This is a genomic window from Streptomyces sp. 130 (assembly GCF_007096885.1).
GTDB lineage: Bacteria > Actinomycetota > Actinomycetes > Streptomycetales > Streptomycetaceae > Streptomyces.
This window is the reverse complement of the sequence record NZ_VJNO01000016.1, coordinates 24,777-44,860: the sequence shown is the minus strand read 5'-3', so window position 1 is coordinate 44,860 and position 20,084 is coordinate 24,777. Positions and strand designations below refer to the sequence as shown.

Here is a 20,084-nt window from a genome sequence, read left to right as displayed (position 1 = left end):
CTCAATAAGTCCTCCGCGCTTTCTGCCGGTTGATGGTCAGGATGCTCGCGGCATGGGCGGCGGAGGCGAGAGTGACGTGCCGGTGCCAGCCGTGGAAGGAACGGCCGACGTAGTCACGCAGACCGACCGCTTCGCCGATCTCGGCGAAGTCCTGCTCGACACGGTGGGCAAGCTTCGCGATCCGCAGCAACTGCGTCACCGGAAGGTGCGGCAGGTTGGTGAGCCACATTCCGACGGGGGGCCGCTGCGGGTCGTGCCACTCGCCGAGCAGCAGCATGGGGCGCGGCCGCTCCGTGGGGCCGTGGGGCAGCGCCACCCGGACCGCGGAGACCAGCGAGGTGCGAAGGGCGTGCCGCCGAGTGGCGTCCGGCCAGTGCGCCGGCCTGCGCAGGCCCCTGGTCGACTCCAGGATCTGCTGCGGGTTCAGTGGACCCGCACCGAAACCCGGCATCGTCTGGTCGGCCACCAACAGCGGCACGGAGGTGCCGATACGCCCGAGCAGGGGGATCCCGGCCGCCCTGAACCGGGAGACCGCCGGGCGCACCTGGCCCCCGCGCAGGTCGATCACGACCGGCAGGACGCCGGACCGCGCAAGGTGCGCTGTCTCCAGGGCGACGCTCGTGGCACAGGCGCCCAGGCTCTCGTGTCCGACGGTTTCGGGGAGATCGGAGCGTTCGAGCCGATCCTGGTCGCCTCCCCAGGGCTCGGGAAGATGCAGCCGCCAGTGGACCGGGGAGCTCAGCCGCTGGGAGGCCAGCCAGACGCCGAACGCGTGTTGGCCACGGAACATGCGGCCCAGCTGTGGGGCGAACAGCCGGTTCACCCCCACGGAGTGTTCCCCGGTCTTCGGTATGTGCATCGTCTGCACCACCAGGGCCTGCGGGGTGCAGGTGCGCATCAGGTGCGCGGCGAGCGCCGCGCGCAGCGGCTCCCAGTCCCAGGTTGACCCGGTGATGAAGTGGTGCAGACTCTGCTCGGCGGTGCCACCGCCCACCAGCGCCGCGATGTTGCGTACGGACTTGCGTCCCTCGGCACAGACAAGACCGCGCAGATACTGCTCGGCCTTCTCCCGCTGGTCCTTCCTGCGGAACTCGGCGAACAAGGCCGGCGGAAGTCCGGCGAGGACGTCGTCGGCGACCGCCGGGTCGAACAGGCCGCGCTGTGAGGTTCGTTCGGCCACGGTGGCGGCAGGGACCATCTCAGGGAAAGGAGAAACCTTGGTATTCACCATGCTCCAGCCATGCGGTAAGGAGATCCGTCAGGTCACGCTGCAACCCTGGCCAATGGGGAACGTGTGAACGAGGTGTGCAGGTCCCCGACTTGGGCTGCGCAGACGTGGCTGGGACACCGCCCGTGGGGCGCGGTCGCGAAGGGGCCGGCGCGCGGGGCACCGCAATGTGCGGCAGCGGTACCGCTCACCGCTCTGCCGGTGCCCGCATCACACACCCGGTGGCGCCGCCGCATCGCGCGACCTTCCGCCCCCGACGCCGTGCGCCGCGTCCCTATGATCGGGGGCGTGATCGAGATTCCGGATGCGCTCGTCGCCACTCAGTCCGCTCACAACGGGGAGGCGGGCCGGGCGTTCGTGGCCGCGCTGCCGGGGATGGCGGCCGGTTTCCTGGAGCGCTGGGGGCTGCGCCGGGACGGGGCGGCGATGCACGGGGTGTGCGCGCTGGTCCTGCCGGTGGTGCGGGTGCGGGACGGGCGGCGGGCGGTGCTGAAGTTGCAGCCGGTGGACGTGGAGACGGTGGGGGAGCCGGTCGCTCTGCGGCTGTGGGGTGAGGCGGGGGCCGGGGCGGTGCGGTTGCTGGAGCACGATCCGGCGTCCGGGGCGATGCTCCTGGAGCGGCTGGACGGGAGCCGTTCGCTGGAGGGTCATCCGGACGTGGACCGGGCGGTCCGGGTGATCGCCGGGCTGCTGGCGGAGCTGACCGAGGTGCGGCCGGGGGCCGGGCACGGGCTGCGGGGGCTCGGGGAGGCCGCTTCCCGGATGCTGGCCGCCGCGCCGGAGGTCGTGGCGGCGCTGGTGGACGAGGAGGAGCGGGGGCTCGTACGGGACTGTGCGGCGGCGGTGCGTGAGGTGGCGGGGGAGCCGGGGGACCGGTTGCTGCACTGGGACCTGCACTTCGGGAACGTGCTGGCGGCCGAGGGCGGCGGGGCCGCGTGGGTGGCCATCGATCCGAAGCCCTTGGTGGGGGACGCGGGGTTCGAGCTGCTGCCGGCGCTGGTGAACCGGTTCGACGCGGGCGCGGTGGGGAAGCGGTTCGATGTGCTGACGGGGGTGCTGGGGCTCGACCGGGGGGGGGCGGTGGCCTGGACGCTGGGCCGGGTGCTGCAGAACGCCCGCTGGTCGGTGGCGGGCGGGGCGCGGCGGCTGGCGCCGGAGCAGGCGGAGATCGCGCGGGTGGTGCTGGGCCGGGGGTAGCCGTCGGCGGGGCGCTGTCTACGCTGCCCCCATGATTCGTACCGCTACCCCCGCCGATGTCCCCGTCATCCACGCCATGGTGTGTGAGCTGGCCGATTACGAGAAGGCGCTGCACGAGGTGCGTGCGACGCAGGAGCAGTTGCGGGAGGCGCTGTTCGGTGAGCGGCCGGCCGCGTTCGCGCACATCGCGGAGTCGGACGAGGACGGCGAGGTCGTCGGCTTCGCGCTCTGGTTCCTGAACTTCTCGACGTGGCGCGGGGTGCACGGGATCTATCTGGAGGACCTGTACGTACGCCCGGAGCGGCGGGGCGGCGGACACGGGAAGGCGCTGCTGAGGGAGTTGGCGCGGATCTGTGTGGAGCGGGGTTACGAGCGCCTGGAGTGGTCGGTGCTGAACTGGAACGCCCCGTCGATCGCGTTCTACGAGTCGCTGGGTGCGCGTCCGCAGGACGAGTGGACGGTGTACCGGCTGACCGACGGGGCGCTGGCGGAGCTGGGCGGCGCGTGAGGCCGAGCGCCCGTGGGGCGTTGTCAGTGGCGTGCGTCACGATGGGGGCATGGTGCGGAGTGGTGGTCGGAGTGGTGGTCTGAAGGCGGCGCGGCGGCCGGAGGTGCGGCTGCCGCCGTTGGTGGAGTTCGAGGAGGGCGGGCTCGTACCGGACGGGGATTACGACGGGGTGCGGTTCGGGGCGTCGGTGGACCTGGCGGACGCGTCGGGGCGGGGTGCGCGGTTCATGGACTGTGCGCTGGAGGGGTGCGCCCTGGACCAGGCGGAGCTGGCGCGGGCGCGGTTCATGGATTCGGTGCTGACGGGCGTACGGGGGGTGGGCACCGATCTCGCGGAGGCGTCGCTGCGGGACGTGGAGGTGGTGGACGCGCGGCTGGGCGGGACGCAGTTGCACGGTGCGGTGCTGGAGCGGGGGGTGGTGCGGGGCGGGAAGATCGACTACCTGAATATGCGGGAGGCCCGGCTGACGGATGTGGTCTTCGAGGGCTGTGTGCTGGCGGAGCCGGACTTCGGGGGTGCGCGGCTGACGCGGGTGGAGTTCCGGGACTGCGCGTTGAGGCGGGCGGACTTCAGCGCGGCGCGGATGGAGTCGGTGGATCTGCGGGCGGTCGCGGAGCTGGACATCGCGCGGGGGGTGGATCGGCTGGCGGGTGCCGTGATCAGCCCGGTGCAGCTGATGGAGCTGGCGCCGGCGTTCGCGGCGCAGATCGGGGTGCGGGTGGAGCCGTGAGGGGGTGGCCGGGCCGGGTCAGACGCGGGGGAAGCGGGCCTGGAGGTCCCAGACGGCCGGGTTGTCGGCCAGGCCCTCGTGCATGTCGGCGAGGTCGGCGATCAGGTCGTGCAGGAAGTCGCGGGCTTCGCGGCGCAGGAGGGAGTGGCTGAAGGTCAGCGGGGGTTCCTCGGGGTCCATCCAGTCGGCCTCGATGTCGACCCAGCCGAAGCGGCGTTCGAAGAGCATGCGGTCGGTGGACTCGGTGAAGTCGAGTTCGGCCTGCTGGCGGCGGTGCGAGCGGCTGCCGCGCGGGTCCTGGTCGATGCGTTCCACGATGTCGCACAGCGCCCAGGCGAAGTCGAGCACCGGCACCCATCCCCAGGCTGTGGATACTTCGCGGTCCTCCTTGGTGTCCGCGAGGTAGACGTCCCCGGAGAACAGGTCGTGCCGCAGCGCGTGGACGTCCGCGCGGCGGTAGTCGGTCTGCGGGGGGTCCGGGAAGCGGCGGGAGAGGGAGTAGCCGATGTCGAGCACGGTCCGATGGTGTCATGCCCGGCGTGTCGCTCGTATCGGCGAGGCGCCTCGTCACGGCAGCAGCCGCTGTTCCTTGGCGACGGCGACGGCGCCCGCGCGGGTGTCGACGCCGAGCTTGTCGTAGATGCGGCCGAGGTGCGTCTTGACCGTGGCCTCGCTGATGAACAGGGCGCGGGCGATCTCGCGGTTGCCGAGGCCCCGGGAGAGCTGGCCGAGGATGTCGCGTTCGCGGTCGGTGAGGGTGGGGCGGGGGGCGCGCATGCGGGCCATGACGCGGCTGGCGACGGGCGGGGAGAGCGTGGTGCGGCCCTGGGCGGCGGAGCGGATGGCGGCGAACAGTTCCTCGGGGCGTTCGGCCTTGAGCAGGTAGCCGGTGGCGCCGGCCTCGATGGCGCGGGTGATGTCGGCGTCGGTGTCGTACGTGGTGAGCACGAGGACGTGGGTGCCGGGGCCGGCCGCGATGCGGCGGGTCGCTTCGACGCCGTCGATGCCGGTGCCGAGCTGGAGGTCCATCAGGACGACGTCGGGGGTGAGCCGGGCGGCGAGCGCGACGGCTTCCTCGCCGCTGCCCGCCTCGCCGATGACCTCGATGTCGGGTTCGCTGCCGAGGAGGGCGAGGAGCCCGGCGCGTACGACGGCGTGGTCGTCGCAGAGCAGGATGCGGATGCGGTCGGCGGTGCGGTCGGCGGTCATGCGGGGTCCTGAGGTGTGGGGTCCTGAAGTGTGGGCGCCTGGTGCGGGGGTGCGGGAGCGACGGGGACGGTGGCGGTGACGACGGTGCCTTCGCCGGGGGCCGATTCGATGGTGAGGGTGCCGCCGAGCTGGTGGAGCCGGGCCCGCATGGCCGGGAGCCCGTGGCCGCGCACCCCGCCGGGGGCCCCGGTGGCGGCGGTGGGCGTGAAGCCGTGGCCGTTGTCGGCGATGTCGAGGACGGTGCGGTCGTCCAGGTGCGTGAGCGTGAGGGCGGCCTCGGTGGCGTGCGCGTGTTCGGTGACGTTGGCCAGGGCGCCCTGGGCGATCCGCAGCAGTGCGGACTGGGTGCGGTCGGGCAGGACGGTGTGCGGGGCGCCCTCGATGTGGCAGCGGACGGTGAGCCTGCCCTGCGCCTGGGCGGTTTCGCGGGCGGCGAGTGCGTGCAGGGCGGCGTCGAGGCCGCCGCCCTGGGCCAGGTCGGCGGGGGCCAGGTCGTGGACGAAGCGGCGGGCCTCGGCGAGGTTGCGTTCGGCGATGCCTTCGGCGGTACGGATGTGGCGTCGGGCGGTGGCCGGGTCGGTGTCCCAGGTGCGGTCGGCGGCCTGGAGGAGCATCTGCTGGCTGGACAGGCCCTGGGCGAGGGTGTCGTGGATCTCCATGGACAGCCGCTGGCGTTCGGCGAGGGTGCCTTCCCGGCGCTCGGTGGCGGCGAGTTCGCGGCGGGTGCGGAGCAGGTCGTCGATGAGCCGGCCCTGCCGTACGGCCTGGCGCCGCATGTGGACGAACACGGCGGTGGCGACGGCGGCGACGGCGGGCGGGGCGAGCACGAGGTTGGGGTCGAAGCCGTGCGCGAGGCGGAGTTGCGCGGCGACGACGAACAGCGTGAGCAGGGCGACGAGGGCGTACGCGGCGCGGGGCGGCAGGATGCGCAGCCCGGTGTAGAAGAGCGGCACCGCGCACCAGGCGAAGCTGGGCGCGAGGACGACCACCACCATCCAGACGACGACGAGCCCGCCGAGCCAGACGAGGCTGCGGGCGGTGGGGCGCGAGCCGAGCACCGGCCCGATGACATAGAGCGCGGCCAGGGCGATGGACAGCCCGATGATCCAGGGCGTGCGGGCCTCACCGGGGTGCCGGAGCAGGAACCGGGCGAGCGACGCGCCGAGGAGCAGGAAGAACGCGGCGTGCATGAGGAGGGCGAGGGGACGGGTGCCGGCGTCGTCGGCGTCCCGCTCCGGCGCGATGCCGGCGTCGTCGGCGTCCCGCTCCGGCGCGGGCCGGGGCCCGTCCTCGTACCGGTGCTCCACCTCGTACCCCTGCTCTCCGGTCCCGGAGGGACCCCGCTGACCTGCGTGGACATTCCATCGTCACCCCGGACGGGCGCCCGCGCATCAACCGATCGGCCGATGGGTACGTCAGCCGTCCCGGGCGCCGGGTCGAGCCGGTACGACGACCGTCCGGGGGCGGTGGCGGGCCAACGATGGATGGCAGGACGCGGGAACCGCCCGCCTCCGCCCCGCTGAGGAGCCCCTGATGAAGAAGATGTCGCCGCGTACCCGTGTCCTGACCGGTGCCGCCGTCGCCGCCGCCCTCGGGGCCGGCACGTTCGGCGCGATGTCCGCGAACGCGTCCACCCCGGCCGCCGCCCCCGCGACCACCGTCAAGGCGGACACCGCGCACCGCAACCTCCAGCAGACGACGCACCTGACCCTCGACGCCGCGACGAAGGCCGCGAAGGCCGCCCTGGACGCGGCGAAGAAGGAGAACCAGCGCGTCGCGGTCTCGGTGGTCGACCGCAACGGCAACACGATCCTGACCCTGCGCGGCGACGGCTCGGGCCCCCAGGCGTACGAGTCGGCCGAGAAGAAGGCGTACACCGCCGTGTCGTGGAACGCCCCGACCTCCGAGCTGGCCGGACGGCTCGCCCAGGCCCCGAACCTGAAGGACATCCCTGGCACGCTGTTCCTCGCGGGCGGCGCCCCCGTGCAGGTCAAGGGCGCTCCGGTGGCGGGCATCGGTGTCGCGGGCGCGCCCAGCGGCGACCTGGACGAGAAGTTCGCGCGGGCCGGCGTCGCCGCCCTCGCCAAGTAGGACGTACGCGCACACCCCCGGGAGACGGACATGAACGCCCTCGATCACCAGCTGCTCGACGCCGCGCGCACCGGCGACACCGCCGGGGTGCGGACCGCGATCGAGGGCGGCGCCCGGGTCGACGCCCGCGACGAGGAGGGGCGCACCCCGCTGCTCCTGGCCGTCCACGGGGAGCACGTCGGGGCCGCCCGGCTGCTCGTCGCTGCGGGCGCCGACCCGGACGCGCAGGACCGGCGCGAGGAGAGCCCCTGGCTGGCGACGGGCGTCACGGGCAGCGTGGAGATGCTGCGCGTCCTGCTGCCGGCCGGGCCCGACCTGAAGCTGCGCAACCGGTTCGGCGGGATCGCGCTGATCCCGGCGAGCGAACGCGGCCACGTCGCGTACGTACGGGAGCTGCTGAGGCTCACCGACATCGACGTGGACCACGTCAACCGGCTGGGCTGGACGGCCCTGCTGGAGGCCGTGATCCTCGGCGACGGCGGCCGGGCGCACCAGGAGATCGTGGAGCTGCTGCTCGCGGCGGGCGCGAAGCCGGGACTGGCGGACGGCGACGGGGTGACGGCGCTGGAGCACGCGGAGCGGCGCGGCTTCGCCGGGATCGCGGCGCTGCTGCGGGGCGCGGAGGGCGCCGAAGGCGCCGAAGGCGCGGATGCGCCGGACAGCGGGGGCACGCGGTGAGCGCCCACCACGGGCCGCGCGCGGAGGCGGCCGAGGCCACGCGCACCGCCGCCGCCGGGGCTGTGGATTGTCCGGTTTGCGTGCGCCGTGCTGGGGCTGTGGAGTGTCCGGTCTGCGTGCGCCGTGCTGGGGCTGTGGAGTGCCTGGTCTGTGTCCGCCGTGCTGGGGCTGTGGAGTGTCCGGTCTGCGTCCGCCGTGCCGGGGCTGTGGAGTGCCCGGTCCGTGCTCGCCGCGTCGGGGACCGCGCTCGCCGCGTCGGGGGCCGCGCTCGCCGTGCCGGGGCTTCGGTCTGCCCGGTCCGCGTCCGCCGCGTCGGGGACCGCGTCCGCCGTGCCGGGGACCGCGTCCGCCGCGTCGGGGACCGCGTCCGCCGCGTCGGGGACCGCGCTCGCCGTGCCGGGGCTTCGGACTGCCCGGTCCGCGCTCGCCGTGCCGGGGACCGCGCTCGCCGCGCCGGGGCTCTGGGCTGTCCGGACTGCGTCCGCCGTGCCGGGGACCGTGTCCGGCGCTCCCTGTCCGCTCTCCTGGCCGCCTTCGCCGCCGTGGCGGTGCTCGTCGGGTGTGCCGGGGGTGCCGCCACCGACGGGTCCGGGTCCCCCGGGGCCTCGCCCGCCGCGCGGGCCCCGGTGCCCACCGCCTCGTCCGGGTCCGGGGTGACCCCCGCAGGGACGTTGCTCGTCGCCGACTTCGGGGCCGACACCGTGTCCTTCGTGGACCCGGTCCGGGGTGCCTTCGACCGGGTGGAGGTCGGTACCGCCCCCTACGGCGTCGCCGTCGGCGCGGACGGGCGGGCGTGGGTCACCACCGCCGAGGGCGTCGCGGTCGTGGACACCGGGAAGCGGAAGCGGCTGGCCCGGATCGCGTACTCGACGCGGACCGGGCCCGTGACGACGGGTGAGTACCGGGGCGGCGGGATGGGTATCGCGCTGGCCCCCGACGGCCGGCACGCGTACGTCGGGGTCAACGTGCCCGGCGGCAACGGGGTCCTCGAGGTCATCGACACCGCCACCCGGAAGGTCACCGGCACGGTCCCCGTGGGGCGCCGGCCCTTCGACGTGGACGTGTCGCGCGACGGCTCGGAGGCGTACGCCACCGGCCACGACTCGTTCGACGTGACCTCCGTCCGTACGGACACGCTCCGCGCGCGGCGCATGGAGGTCGCCCCGTACGGGACCGAGGGCGGGCTGGGGTCCTGGCTGAAGCCGCACTACGCGGTGGTCCGCCCGTCGGACGGGAAGCTGCTGCTGCCGTTCGAGGGCGAGCGGCTCGCCGTCCTCGACCCGCGCACCGGGGAGGTGGCCGTCGAGCGGATGACGGCCGACACCCACCAGCACGGGGCGGCGCTCGCCCCGGACGGCACGCTGCTCGTCGTGGGCACCGGCCCGATCGCCTCCGGCGACGAGGAGGCGTCGCTGACGATCCGTGAGCCCGGCGGCTCCGAGCGCCTGGTGAGGCTGGACGGGCCGCACGAGGATGTCGCCGTGTCGCGGGACGGCCGTACGGCGTACGTCACGGGAGGCTTCACCCGGGACGGCTACTGGAACGGCATCACGGTCGTCGCCCTCGACGGGAAGACGCCCCCGGTCCGGCTGGCGGCGGGCGAACGGCCGCTGGGGATCGCGGTGCTGTGAGCCCCGCGGACCACATCGGATTACGACATTCCGCACATAGGATCATTCGTGTGGACCAGCGAACCCCGGCACGCCGCAGGACGGCCCGCGCCGCCCTCCCCCTGCTCGCCCTCGCCCTCCTCGCGCCCGCCTGTTCCGGCGGCGTCGAGGGGAAGCCGGGCGCGTCCGGGGTGCGCGATCCGTACTTCCCGAAGCTGGGCAACGGCGGTTACGACGTCACGCACTACGCCCTCACGCTCGATGTGGACCCGGACGAGCGGACGCTGCGCGGGACGGCCGAGATCACCGCGCGGGCCACCCAGGATCTCAGCTCGTTCAATCTGGACCTGGCCGGGCTGACCGTGGACTCGGCGACCGTGGAGGGGCGTCCGGCCGCCGTGAACCGGGCGGGCGACGAGGTGACGCTCCGTACGGACGGGAAGGTCGAGGGCCGGCTGCGCAAGGGCGGGACGTTCCGTGCCGTCGTGCGCTACTCCGGGGCGCCGAAGACGATCACCGACCCGGACGGGTCGGAGGAGGGCTGGCTGCCGACCGACGACGGGGCGCTGGCCCTCGGTGAGCCGACCGGTTCGATGGCCTGGTTCCCGGGCAACCACCACCCGGGCGACAAGGCCGCGTACGACCTGGCAGTCACCGTCCCGAAGGGGCTCACGGCGGTGTCCAACGGGGTGCTCGCCGGGCCGCCGGTGACGGAGCAGGGCCGTACCACCTTCCGCTGGCACACCGCCGAGCCGATGGCGAGCTATCTCGCGACGCTGGCGATCGGGCGGTTCGAGACGAGGACGTCCACGATGGCCGGCGGCATCACGGTGTTCACGGCCGTGGACCCGGAGGTGGCGAAGGCGAGCGCGCGGACCGTCGCCCGGGTCCCGGAGGTCGTGGCGTGGGAGGCGGAGCACTTCGGTCCGTATCCGTTCTCCGCGACGGGCGCGATCGTGGACCGCGAGGACGACGCGGGGTACGCCCTGGAGACGCAGAACCGGCCGTTCTTCCCCGGCCCGCCGAGCGTCGGGCTGCTCGTCCACGAGATGGCGCACCAGTGGTTCGGTGATTCGGTCACGCCGGAGAGCTGGCGCGACATGTGGCTGAACGAGGGCCTGGCGACGTACGCGGAGTGGCTGTGGGAGGAGGAGAAGAACGGCATCCCGGCCGACGAGTCGTTCGACGTCGCCTACGAGGACGAGGACAACTGGGCGTTCCCGCCCGCCGATCCGCCGTCGGCCGCGGCCATCTCGGACGATCCGGTGTACGGGCGCGGGGCGATGGTCATCCACATGATCCGTGAGGCGGTGGACGACGACGGGGAGTTCTTCGCGCTGCTGCGGGGCTGGACGGAGAAGTACCGGCACCGCAACGCGTCGACGGCCGACTTCACGGCGTACGTGGAGGGGGAGACGGGCCAGGACCTGTCGGGGCTGTGGAAGTCGTGGCTGTACGGCGGGGGCCGGCCCGCCGCGGACGGCTGACGGCCTCCGCTTCCGCTCCCACGGCGGCCGGGGCGGCGTCGCGACGGGCGGTGAGGTGGGGGCCTTCAGACGCCGTTGCTCGGTCCGGGGGACGCCCGGACACGCGGGAGCCCCCGGCCGCAGGACGTTCGGCCGGGGGCTCCCGTACGGGCTCGCTGGGCGTCAGAGGCTGACGCCGAAGTCCTGGGCGATGCCGCGCAGGCCGGAGGCGTAGCCCTGGCCCACGGCGCGGAACTTCCAGTCGGCGCCGTTGCGGTACAGCTCGCCGAAGACCATGGCGGTCTCGGTGGCGGCGTCCTCGCTCAGGTCGTAGCGGGCGATCTCGGCGCCGCCGGCCTGGTTGAGGATGCGGATGTACGCGTTGCGCACCTGGCCGAAGTTCTGGCTGCGGGTCTCCGCGTCGTAGATGGAGACCGGGAAGACGATCTTGTCGACGTCGGCCGGCAGGCCCGCCAGGTTGACGTTGATCTGCTCGTCGTCGCCCTCGCCCTCACCCGTGACGTTGTCACCGGTGTGCACGATGGTCTGGTCCGGGGTCGCCTTGTTGTTGAAGAAGACGAAGTGCGCGTCGGAGTAGACCTTGCCGCCCGCGTTGACCGCGATCGCCGAGGCGTCGAGGTCGAAGTCTGTACCGGTGGTGGTACGGACGTCCCAGCCGAGGCCGACCGTGACGGCGGTGAGGCCGGGGGCCTCCTTGGTGAGGGAGACGTTGCCGCCCTTGGACAGGCTTACTGCCATGGGAAGTCCCTTTCATCTGTCGGGTGCGGGCTTCGCGGTCACGAAGCTACCGTCACAGGTCTTAACGCCGACAGGGGACCGTGAGGTTCCGCGCGCCTTTACTTTCTTTGCCGAAGGGGGCCGGGGCGCCGCAAAAAGAGGTGACGAACCGCCGGCGGGGCGGGGAACATGGGTGACATGTCCGGGCCCTATGTCATCCGAGGTTCGGTCTCCCTGCCGGAGGCCGAGCTCATGTGGCGTTTCTCGCGGTCCTCCGGCCCCGGCGGCCAGCACGTCAACACCAGCGACTCGCAGGTCGAGCTGCGCTTCGACCTCGCGGCCACCGAGGCGCTGCCCGAGGTGTGGAAGGAGCGCGCGCTGGAAAGGCTGGCGGGCCGGCTGACCGGCGGTGTGATCGCGGTACGCGCCTCCGAGCACCGTTCGCAGTGGCGCAACCGCGAGACGGCCGCGGTACGCCTCGCGGCCCTCCTGGCGGAGGCGTCCGCCCCGCCGCCCAGGCCGCGCGTGAAGAAGAAGGTCCCCCGCGGGATCAACGAGCGCCGGCTGCGCGAGAAGAAGCAGCGCGGCGATACAAAGCGGGGCCGCTCGGGGCGCGACTGGTAGGCGACTCCCAGCGCCGCAGACGCCCCGGCCCCGGCCCGCCAGGCCCCGGTCCGCCTGGTGCAGGGCGCGCTCGCCCGGTCCGTCTGGCCCCGGTCCGCCTGGCCCAGGCCCGACCGGCCCCGGCCCGCCCGGCCCCTGCCCGGCCGGCCCAGGCCCCCGTCCGCCCGGTTCAGCCCAGCTGCCGGTACTTCCCCCGGAAGTACGTCAGGGGCCCGCCGTCCCCGTTCGGCACCCGGGCCGCCAGCACCCGGCCGATCACCAGGGTGTGGTCGCCCGCGACCACCCGCTGCTCCGTGCGGCACTCCAGCGTCGCGAGCGCGCCGCCCGCCAGCGGGGCGCCGCTGACCTCGCCGCGTACGTACGGGATGTCCTCGAAGAGCAGCCGGTCGCTGATCCGGCCCTTCATCGCGAACCGTCCCGCGATGTGCCGCTGGCTCTCCGCCAGCACGGACACCGCCCACAGCGGCTGCTCCGCGAGCAGGTCGTCCATCCGGGAGTCGTTGCGCAGGCTCACCATGACCAGCGGCGGGTCCAGGGACACGGACATGAAGGCGGTCGCGGTCATGCCGACGTCCTCACCGCGTCCGCCCTCGTCGAGCGGCGGCTCCTGGGCGGTGACCAGCACCACGCCGGCCGCCAGCCGGGACAGGGCGGCACGGAACTCTTCGTTGCTCACCCCCTCAGCATGGGGGACGGGCTCGGTACGCGGGGTGGGGGGTTTCGTCTGCAACACACCGGGAACGCTAGCCGCGCGCCGGGGCCGCCCGCATCGGGCCAGGGGACCAGCCGGGTCCTAGGACCCCGGGCTCCCGCCACCCCGCTGACCTGCGGTGGCCTCTTCCCGCTCGTCTGTGACTTGAGTCACAGAGTGCAATATTTGCTGACCCTGTGTACCGAGTGCACAGCTCGCTGTGATTCAGTGGCGGTGACACTGCAGTAAGTACGTCAAGTACGTCGATATGAATTCTGGAGTGCTGTCGAGGTCTCGGGGAGTGCGAGCGATGGACGCCGAGTCGGAGCCCTACGTCCGTCTCGCGACGATGCGGCAGCTGCACCAGGCCGTGGCCGACCTCAACACGGCGCGGAGCCTGGCCGACACATTGCAGACCGTGGCCGACGGGATCGTCGCCAATCTCGGTTACGAGCTTGCCTGCGTCAACCTCGTCCGCCCCGACGGCGACCTCGTCGTCGCCGCCCTCGCCGGGAACCACGCCGCCGAGGCCCTGATCACCGGCCGGGTCGGCTCCCGGGCCTCCTGGGAGCGCCGGCTCCTCATGGGCGAGGCGTGGGACGGGCTGCGGTTCATACCGCACACCGAGGGCTGGGTCCTCCTCGACGACGACGTGCCGCAGTGGCACACGGAGGGCCCCGAGCCCCGCTTCGAGGACGAGTGGCACCCGCAGGACCGGCTGTACGCCCCGATGTACACGTCCGGCGGCGGCTCGGACCTCCTGGGCGTCATATCCGTCGACCGGCCGCGCAACGGACGCCGCCCGGGCGCCTGGGGCCGCGAGGCGCTCCACATGTACGCCTCGCAGTCCGCCATCGCGATCAGCAACGCCCGGCTCCGGGCCAACATGCAGCGGGCCCTGGTCCGGCTGGAGCGCGAGCAGCAGGCGCTCCGGGCCAGTGAGGAATCCTTCCGCCAGGCCTTCGAGTACGCCCCCAGCGGCATGGCGATCGCCGAGCTCGGCGGTGACCAGCAGGGGCGGCTGCTGCGGACGAACGACGCGCTGTGCCGGCTGCTCGGCCGCCCCGCGTCGGTGCTGCGCCGCTACTCCTTCGCCGACCTGGTCCACCCCGAGGACATCGGCACCCTGCTCCGCACCTCCGCCGAGGGCGGCCGGGCCGAGCTGCGCCTGGGCCGGCGGGACGGCACGTACGTGTGGGTGTCGCTGCGCAACTCCGTCGTCGCGGACACGGCGGACGGGCCGCGCTTCCTGCTGACGCACGTGGAGGACATCGAGGAGCGCAAGCGCCATGAGCTGAACCTCGCCCACCGCGCCTCGCACGACGCGCTCACCGGGCTGCCCAACAGCGCGGAGCTGCGGACCCGGCTCGGCGCCCGGCTGTGCGCCCGCCCGGACGCGGCGGCGACGACCGACGTGGAGGCGCTGGACGCGGCGTACGGGGACGTGGACGAGACGCGGGGCTACCCGGCCGGCGGTCCGGGCGCGCACCCCTTCGACCACCATGTGCACGTGGTGGCGCCGGACACATCGCTGGACGACGGGGCGAAGGGGCTCGCGGTCCTCTTCTGCGACCTGGACGGCTTCAAGTCGATCAACGACCGCTTCGGGCACCACACGGGTGACGCGGTGCTCATCGAGGTGGCCCGGCGGCTGACCACCTGTGTCCGGGACGGGGACACCGTCGCCCGGCTCGGGGGTGACGAATTCGTCGTCCTCGCGGACGGCCTGGGCGCGGCGGACGCGGCTGACCTGGCCGTTCGCCTGCGGAACGCGATCATTCCGCCCATTCGGGTCGACGGCCGCGCGGTGCGCGTGGGGGCGAGTTTCGGCATCGGCTGGGCGGCCTGCGGGATGACCGCGGAAGAGGTGCTGGCCTCCGCCGACCAGCGGATGTACGTGGAGAAGCGGTCGCGTTCGAAGGTTCACCGCAGGGCCGGCTGACGTTCTTCCGCGCGTCTTCGGCCGGGTTCCCGCCGAGGCCCGTGTCAATTCTTGACATCGTCCATTCGAGGTAGGCTCGGCCGGTCGGCGACGGCTGGCGATATTCGGCGACGGCTGGCGACATGGTGAGGAGTGACCCAGGGATGGCCGGGAACAACGGCGCGAGCACACCCGAGGACGACGATCCGTTCGGCTACCTCTACGCGGACGGGCAGGCGGCCGGTGCGCAGCCGCCGGGGCAGGGCGGCTACGGCTACCCGGGTCCCGCCGCCCAGCCGGGTGTGCCCCGGACCTCGTACAACCAGGTGCGAACCGTCGGCGAGCGCCAGTACGGGCAGCAGGCGCCGCAGCAGCAGGCGTACGGCTATCCGCCGCAGGCGCCCCAGGGCCAGTACGGCCGGCCCAGCCCGCAGTACGCCGCTCCGGAGACGTATCCCGGCGGCGCGGCCACCGCGCAGGTGCCGCACCAGGGCGGGCGCGGTGGTTCCGGCAAGGGCGGCCCGAACACCAAGGGGCTGCTGATCGCGGCGGTCGCGGTCGTCGCGGTGGTGCTGGTCGGCATCGGCGTGGCGCTGATGACGAGCGACGGCGACAAGGACAAGAAGGCCGAGGCGACGGCCTCCGAGAGCCCGGGCGAGCAGGTCGAGCAGTCCCCGACCCCGGAGTCCTCCCCGAGCTCGTCGGCCCCGGCGGAGCTTCCGAAGCAGGACGCGGCCTCGCTCCACCTGGGCGGCACGGCGCGGCTCGACAACTCCGTGAAGGGCGCCAAGAGCGCGAACGGGCAGTACATCAACCTCAACGAGGTGGGCCGCTCGGCGACCTGGACGGTCGAGGTGCCGGAGGCCGGTGAGTACACGCTGTTCGTGACGTACGGCGTGCCGGGCAAGGACGCCAAGACCTCGCTGACGGTCAACTCCGAGGCCCCGCGCGGCATCAACATGAAGAACTTCGCCAACGCCCCCGAGGGCGATCTGGAGAAGGGCTGGACGACGACGTACGCCTACGTCAACCTCGTCAAGGGCCAGAACACGCTGATGATCTCGTGCAACGAGGGCGATCAGTGCGACGCCAATCTGGACCAGCTGTCGCTGGAGGCCGGTCACCAGACCCGCTGACCGGCGCCGCACACCATCCGGCCCCCTCGCCTCCGGGCGAGGGGGCCGGTGCGTTTCCCGGGTCCGGTCAGCCCATCAGGGCGAGGAAGGCCGCGACCGTCGCGGCCATGGCCTCGCGGCCGGGGGCGATGTACTTGCGGGGATCGACGCCCGTGGTGTTCTCGGCCAGGTGGGCGCGGACGGCGCCGGTGAACGCGGTGTTCAGGGCGGTGCCGACGTTGATCTTGACCATGCCGGACGTGGCGACGGCCTGGCGGATCTCGTCGTCCGGGACGCCGCTGGAGCCGTGCAGGACGAGCGGGACGGGGACGGCGGCGCGGAGCCGGCCGATCAGCTCATGGTCGAGGGCGGCGGTGCGCTCGGTCATGGCGTGCGAGGAGCCGACCGCGACGGCGAGGGCGTCCACGCCGGTCGCGGCGACGTACGCGGCGGCCTCGGCCGGGTCGGTGCGGACGCCGGGGGCGTGGGCGTCGAGCGGGGCCTCGCCCTCCTTGCCGCCGACCTTGCCGAGTTCGGCCTCGATCCAGATGCCGCGCTCGTGGCCCCAGGCGACGGCCTCCGCGGTGGCCCGGACGTTGTCCTCGTAGGTGAGCTTGGACGCGTCGAACATCACGGAGCCGAAGCCCTCGTCGTGGGCCTGGTGGAGCAGGTCGACGGATTCGACGTGGTCGAGGTGCAGGGCGAGCGGCGCGGACGAGGTGCGGGCGACCGCGGCGGCGGCCGCGGCTATGGCGGTGAGCCGGCCGCCGTGGAACTTCACGGCGTTCTCGGAGATCTGGAGGATGGCGGGCGCGCCGGCGCGTTCGGCGCCGGTGGCGATGGCCTCCGCGTGTTCCAGGGTGATGACGTTGAAGGCGGCGATCCCGCGTCCCCGGGCCTGGGCGGCCGAGACGAGTTCACCGGTGCTGACGAGCGGCATTGCTGACCTCTGATTGTTTCTCCGGTCCGGCGGGCGGGCCCGGTGCGGGGCGGGGCGCGGCGCTCAGGCCGCCCCCGCTGCGTGTTCCTCGATGGCGACGCGCGGCAGCAGCTCCTCGTACGCCGTGCGGTCGAAGTCGCCCGCGGTGGGGGCCAGCACGGTCGCCGTCGACAGTGCCACCGCCCGGCGCAGCCGGTCCGGCCAGCTCAGGGACTCCACGAGGCCGGAGAGCAGCCCGGCCACCGCGGAGTCGCCCGCTCCGGTCGGGTTGCCCTTGACGGGTGCGGGCGGCGAGGCCCGCCAGACGCCGTCCGGGGTGACGGCGAGCATGCCGTCCGGGCCGAGCGAGGCGATGACGCCGTGGGCGCCCCGGCGGCGGGCGTCGCGGGTGGCACGCAGGGGCTCGCGGGAGCCGGTGAGCTGGGCGAGTTCGTCGGCGTTCGGCTTGATCAGGTCGGGGCGGGCGGCGATGCCCCGGCGCAGCGGTTCGCCGCTGGTGTCCAGGAGGACGGGGACGCCGGCGGTGCGGGCGAGCCGGACGAGTTCGCCGTACGCGCCGACGTGGATGCCGGGCGGGAGGCTGCCGCACAGGGCGACGGCGTCGGCGGTCTTCAGCAGACCGGCGTACGCGTCGAGGAAGGCGGCCCATTCGCCGGCGGTGACGTGCGGTCCGGCCTCGTTGAACTGGGTGGTGTCGCCGGTGGCCGCGTCGGCCACGGCGATGGTGCGGCGGGTGTCGCCGGAGACGGGGACGAGCGCGTCGGTGAGGGAGGCGTCCTGCCGGGGGAGCGCGGCGAGCAGGTCGCGCAGGACGGTCCCGGTGGTGCCGCCGGCGAAGCCGGTGACGACGGTGTCGTGGCCGAGGGCGGTGAGGACGCGGGCGACGTTGATGCCCTTGCCGCCGGGGCGCTCGGAGTGGTCGGTCACCCGGTGGCTGGAGTGCGGTACGAGGGCGGGAACGGAGTAGGTGAGGTCGAGTGCCGTGTTCAGCGTGACCGTGAGGATCACCGCGGCCGCCCTTTCGCGTTCGGTCCGTGCTGCGCGCTGTTTCCTTGCCGGAACGCGCTTTCCGTGCTGGTTTCCCAGGTGATCATGCCAAAGAGGTGGCGGTCGGCCCAGACCTCGGGGCCAACCGCCGTCTCTTCGTTACGTACGCGTTCAGCCCGCCGCGGCCTCGGGGCGGACGATCCATTCGCCCTTGCGCATGACGCCCTTGAGCCGGAAGTCCTCGTCCAGGACGACCAGGTCGGCGTCCTTTCCGGGCTCCAGCGAGCCGACCTTGTCGTAGACGCCGAGGAGCCGCGCCGGGTTGGCGGAGATGGAGGTGACGACGTCCTCGACGGGGATGCGGTCGATGGTCACGGCGCGGTGGAAGGCGGTGTCCAGGGTGAGGGTGGAGCCGGCGATGGAGTTGCCCTCGACCAGCCGGGCGACGCCGTTCTCGACGTTCACGGCGAGCGGGCCGAGCTGGTAGCGGCCGTCGCCGAAGCCGGCCGCGTCCATGGCGTCGGTGATGAGGGCGACGCGGTCGGCGCCCGCGTGGTGGTAGGCCAGTCCGAGCGCGGCCGGGTGCAGGTGCGTGCCGTCGTTGATCAGCTCGACGGTGATCCGCTCGTCCTCCAGGAGCGCGGTGATCGGGCCGGGCGCGCGGTGTCCGATGCCGGGCATCGCGTTGTAGAGGTGCGTGGCGACGGTGGCGCCGGCGTCGATCGCCTCGACGGTCTGCTCGTACGTGGCGTCGGTGTGGCCGATGGCCGCGATGACGCCGTGCTCGGCGAGCAGCCGTACGGAGTCGATGCCGCCGGGCAGCTCCGTGGCGAGGGTGAACATCTTCGCGGTGCCGCGCGCGGCGTCCATCAGCTTGCGGACCTCGGCCGGGTCCGGGTGGCGCAGGAGGGCCTCGCTGTGGGCGCCCTTGCGGCAGGGGGAGATGAAGGGGCCCTCGAAGTGGATGCCGGCGAGGTCGCCCTGTTCGACCAGTTCCGAGAGGATGCCGGCGCGCTCGGCGAGGAAGTCCATCTCACCGGTGACCGTGGAGGCGACGAGGGTGGTGGTGCCGTGCTCGCGGTGGGTGCGGACGCCGGTCAGGACCTCGTCCACGGTGCCGGAGGTGAAGGACGCGCCGCCGCCGCCGTGGTTGTGCATGTCCACGAAGCCCGGGACGATCCAGTGGCCGGAGAGGTCCAGGACCGGGGCGTTCTCGGCCTGGGTGCCGGAGATGCGGGTGCCTTCGACGGTCACCCGGCCGCCCTCGACGGTGCCGGTGGGCAGTACCACCCGGGCCCCTGCGAGAACGGTGCTGTCTGCGCGTCCGGCCATCAGGCGGATACCTCCGTGGAGAGTAGATCCCAGGCGAGCAGCCCTGCGCCCAGGCATCCGGCGGTGTCCCCGAGGGCCGCCGGGACGATGTGGGGCAGCTTCTGGAACGTGACGCGTTCCTCGACGGCCGCACGGAGTGGTGTGAACAAGGTTTCCCCGGCCTCGGCGAGCCCGCCACCGATGATGAGCGTGCGCGGGTCCAGCAGGGTGAGCGCGGTGACGAGTCCGGCGGCGAGCGCGTCGACGGCGTTCTGCCAGACCTCGACGGCCTTCGGGTCGCCGGACTCGACGGCCTTGGCGCAGTCGGCGGCGTCCGCCTTCGGGTCGCCGGACGCGACCGCCCAGGCGCGGCTGACGGCGGAGGCGGAGGCCAGGGTCTCCAGGCAGCCGCGCTGGCCGCAGCCGCACTCCGGGCCGTCCGGCCGGATCACGATGTGGCCGATCTCGCCCGCGTAGCCGTGGGCGCCCTCCTCGATCGCGCCGGCGATGCCGATGGCTCCGGCGATCCCGGTGCCGAGCGGGATGAAGAGGAAGCGGTCGGCGCCCTGGCCGGCGCCGATCCGGCCCTCGGCGAGCCCGCCGGTGCGGACGTCGTGGCCGAGCGCCACGGGCACGCCGCCGAGCCGTTCGCCGAGCAGCCGCCGCATGGGTACGTCGCGCCAGCCCAGGTTCGCCGCGTAGACGGCGATCCCCTGCTCCGCGTCCACGATGCCGGGCACGGCGACACCGGCCGCGAGGGCGCTCTCGCCGTAGTGCTCCTCACCGTACGCGCGCAGGTCGGCGGCGAAGGCGAGGATCGACTCCACGACGGCGTCGGGGCCGCGCTCTCTGCCGGTCGCGCGCCGTGCCTCGTGGAGCAGGGCGCCGTCGGCCCCGACCAGTGCGGCCTTCATTCCGGTGCCGCCCACATCGAGGGCGATGACGTGTTTCACGTGGAACAGTTTCGCCCGAGCGATCCAAAAGGTCTAGTCCACTAGTGCTGTTTGTTGCGCATCCATACAAAATCCCGGTACCGGTTG

Annotated in this window: 20 protein-coding genes; 10 read left to right on the top strand and 10 right to left on the bottom strand. The window is 73.4% G+C overall.

Annotated features, from left to right (window positions below; all coding sequences use genetic code 11):
• Position 1: 1 nt before the first annotated feature.
• On the bottom strand, positions 2–1,180 hold the full coding sequence (locus FKN01_RS16090) for a transposase (RefSeq protein ID WP_260696909.1): 1,179 nt from the start codon (positions 1,178–1,180) through the stop codon (positions 2–4).
• A 324-nt stretch (positions 1,181–1,504) separates the two neighbouring features.
• On the opposite strand from FKN01_RS16090, the gene FKN01_RS16085 reads away from it, so the two are divergent.
• From FKN01_RS16085 to FKN01_RS16075, 3 genes are read left to right on the top strand one after another with little or no spacing between them, the layout of a single operon-like run.
• Positions 1,505–2,425 carry an aminoglycoside phosphotransferase family protein gene (locus FKN01_RS16085; RefSeq protein WP_143621087.1) on the top strand — a complete coding sequence of 307 codons (921 nt, stop codon included), beginning with the start codon at positions 1,505–1,507 and terminating at the stop codon, positions 2,423–2,425.
• A 31-nt stretch (positions 2,426–2,456) separates the two neighbouring features.
• Positions 2,457–2,933, top strand: a complete 477-nt coding sequence (locus FKN01_RS16080; protein ID WP_143620937.1) for a GNAT family N-acetyltransferase — start codon at positions 2,457–2,459, stop codon at positions 2,931–2,933.
• A 49-nt stretch (positions 2,934–2,982) separates the two neighbouring features.
• The gene (locus FKN01_RS16075) at positions 2,983–3,663 is read left to right on the top strand and encodes a pentapeptide repeat-containing protein (protein WP_260696908.1); all 681 of its coding nucleotides are present in this window, start codon (positions 2,983–2,985) and stop codon (positions 3,661–3,663) included.
• Between the two features lie 18 nt (positions 3,664–3,681).
• Here FKN01_RS16075 and FKN01_RS16070 read toward each other — a convergent pair whose 3' ends face one another.
• Genes FKN01_RS16070 through FKN01_RS16060 form a run of 3 tightly spaced genes read right to left on the bottom strand, consistent with a single transcriptional unit; the run spans position 3,682 to position 6,179 of the window.
• Positions 3,682–4,179 (bottom strand): hypothetical protein, encoded by a 498-nt coding sequence (locus FKN01_RS16070; RefSeq protein WP_143620935.1) that lies wholly within the window; start codon positions 4,177–4,179, stop codon positions 3,682–3,684.
• Between the two features lie 51 nt (positions 4,180–4,230).
• Positions 4,231–4,872 carry a response regulator transcription factor gene (locus FKN01_RS16065; protein ID WP_143620933.1) on the bottom strand — a complete coding sequence of 214 codons (642 nt, stop codon included), beginning with the start codon at positions 4,870–4,872 and terminating at the stop codon, positions 4,231–4,233.
• Complete coding sequence (locus tag FKN01_RS16060) at positions 4,869–6,179, bottom strand: sensor histidine kinase (protein ID WP_398932535.1); 1,311 nt, start codon at positions 6,177–6,179, stop codon at positions 4,869–4,871. The genes FKN01_RS16065 and FKN01_RS16060 overlap by 4 nt, the downstream gene beginning before the upstream one ends.
• A gap of 226 nt (positions 6,180–6,405) precedes the next feature.
• On the opposite strand from FKN01_RS16060, the gene FKN01_RS16055 reads away from it, so the two are divergent.
• From FKN01_RS16055 to FKN01_RS16040, 4 genes are all read left to right on the top strand, one after another.
• Positions 6,406–6,963: a heme-binding protein gene (locus tag FKN01_RS16055; protein WP_143620932.1), complete on the top strand. Its 558-nt coding sequence runs from the start codon at positions 6,406–6,408 to the stop codon at positions 6,961–6,963.
• A gap of 30 nt (positions 6,964–6,993) precedes the next feature.
• Complete coding sequence (locus FKN01_RS16050; protein WP_143620927.1) at positions 6,994–7,641, top strand: ankyrin repeat domain-containing protein; 648 nt, start codon at positions 6,994–6,996, stop codon at positions 7,639–7,641.
• A 512-nt stretch (positions 7,642–8,153) separates the two neighbouring features.
• A complete protein-coding gene (locus tag FKN01_RS16045; RefSeq protein WP_398932590.1) occupies positions 8,154–9,272 on the top strand; it encodes a hypothetical protein in 1,119 nt (372 codons plus the stop codon).
• Between the two features lie 50 nt (positions 9,273–9,322).
• Complete coding sequence (locus tag FKN01_RS16040) at positions 9,323–10,738, top strand: M1 family metallopeptidase (RefSeq protein ID WP_143620925.1); 1,416 nt, start codon at positions 9,323–9,325, stop codon at positions 10,736–10,738.
• A 162-nt stretch (positions 10,739–10,900) separates the two neighbouring features.
• Here FKN01_RS16040 and FKN01_RS16035 read toward each other — a convergent pair whose 3' ends face one another.
• The gene (locus tag FKN01_RS16035; RefSeq protein ID WP_143620923.1) at positions 10,901–11,476 is read right to left on the bottom strand and encodes a TerD family protein; all 576 of its coding nucleotides are present in this window, start codon (positions 11,474–11,476) and stop codon (positions 10,901–10,903) included.
• Positions 11,477–11,644: 168 nt separating this feature from the next.
• Here FKN01_RS16035 and arfB point away from each other — a divergent pair, with 168 nt between their 5' ends.
• Positions 11,645–12,079, top strand: a complete 435-nt coding sequence (gene arfB, locus FKN01_RS16030) for an alternative ribosome rescue aminoacyl-tRNA hydrolase ArfB (protein ID WP_143620921.1) — start codon at positions 11,645–11,647, stop codon at positions 12,077–12,079.
• A 169-nt stretch (positions 12,080–12,248) separates the two neighbouring features.
• On the opposite strand, the gene FKN01_RS16025 is transcribed toward arfB, so the two are convergent.
• Positions 12,249–12,812, bottom strand: coding sequence for a flavin reductase family protein (locus FKN01_RS16025; RefSeq protein WP_185992858.1), 564 nt, complete (start codon positions 12,810–12,812; stop codon positions 12,249–12,251).
• Between the two features lie 268 nt (positions 12,813–13,080).
• Here FKN01_RS16025 and cdgB point away from each other — a divergent pair, with 268 nt between their 5' ends.
• A complete protein-coding gene (gene cdgB, locus FKN01_RS16020) occupies positions 13,081–14,712 on the top strand; it encodes a diguanylate cyclase CdgB (protein WP_143620917.1) in 1,632 nt (543 codons plus the stop codon).
• 143 nt (positions 14,713–14,855) lie between these two features.
• Entirely contained in the window at positions 14,856–15,827 is a 972-nt protein-coding gene (locus FKN01_RS16015; RefSeq protein WP_143620915.1) for a carbohydrate-binding protein, read from the top strand.
• A gap of 67 nt (positions 15,828–15,894) precedes the next feature.
• Here FKN01_RS16015 and FKN01_RS16010 read toward each other — a convergent pair whose 3' ends face one another.
• The 4 genes from FKN01_RS16010 to FKN01_RS15995 all read right to left on the bottom strand — a co-directional run bounded on the left by FKN01_RS16010 (position 15,895) and on the right by FKN01_RS15995 (position 19,958).
• Positions 15,895–16,746 (bottom strand): class II fructose-bisphosphate aldolase, encoded by an 852-nt coding sequence (locus FKN01_RS16010; protein WP_143620913.1) that lies wholly within the window; start codon positions 16,744–16,746, stop codon positions 15,895–15,897.
• Positions 16,747–16,809: 63 nt separating this feature from the next.
• The gene (locus tag FKN01_RS16005) at positions 16,810–17,754 is read right to left on the bottom strand and encodes a 1-phosphofructokinase family hexose kinase (RefSeq protein ID WP_143620911.1); all 945 of its coding nucleotides are present in this window, start codon (positions 17,752–17,754) and stop codon (positions 16,810–16,812) included.
• A 150-nt stretch (positions 17,755–17,904) separates the two neighbouring features.
• Entirely contained in the window at positions 17,905–19,065 is a 1,161-nt protein-coding gene (gene nagA / locus FKN01_RS16000; RefSeq protein ID WP_143620909.1) for an N-acetylglucosamine-6-phosphate deacetylase, read from the bottom strand.
• A complete protein-coding gene (locus tag FKN01_RS15995; RefSeq protein WP_260696914.1) occupies positions 19,065–19,958 on the bottom strand; it encodes an ROK family protein in 894 nt (297 codons plus the stop codon). The genes nagA and FKN01_RS15995 overlap by 1 nt, the downstream gene beginning before the upstream one ends.
• Between the last annotated feature and the right edge of the window lie 126 nt (positions 19,959–20,084).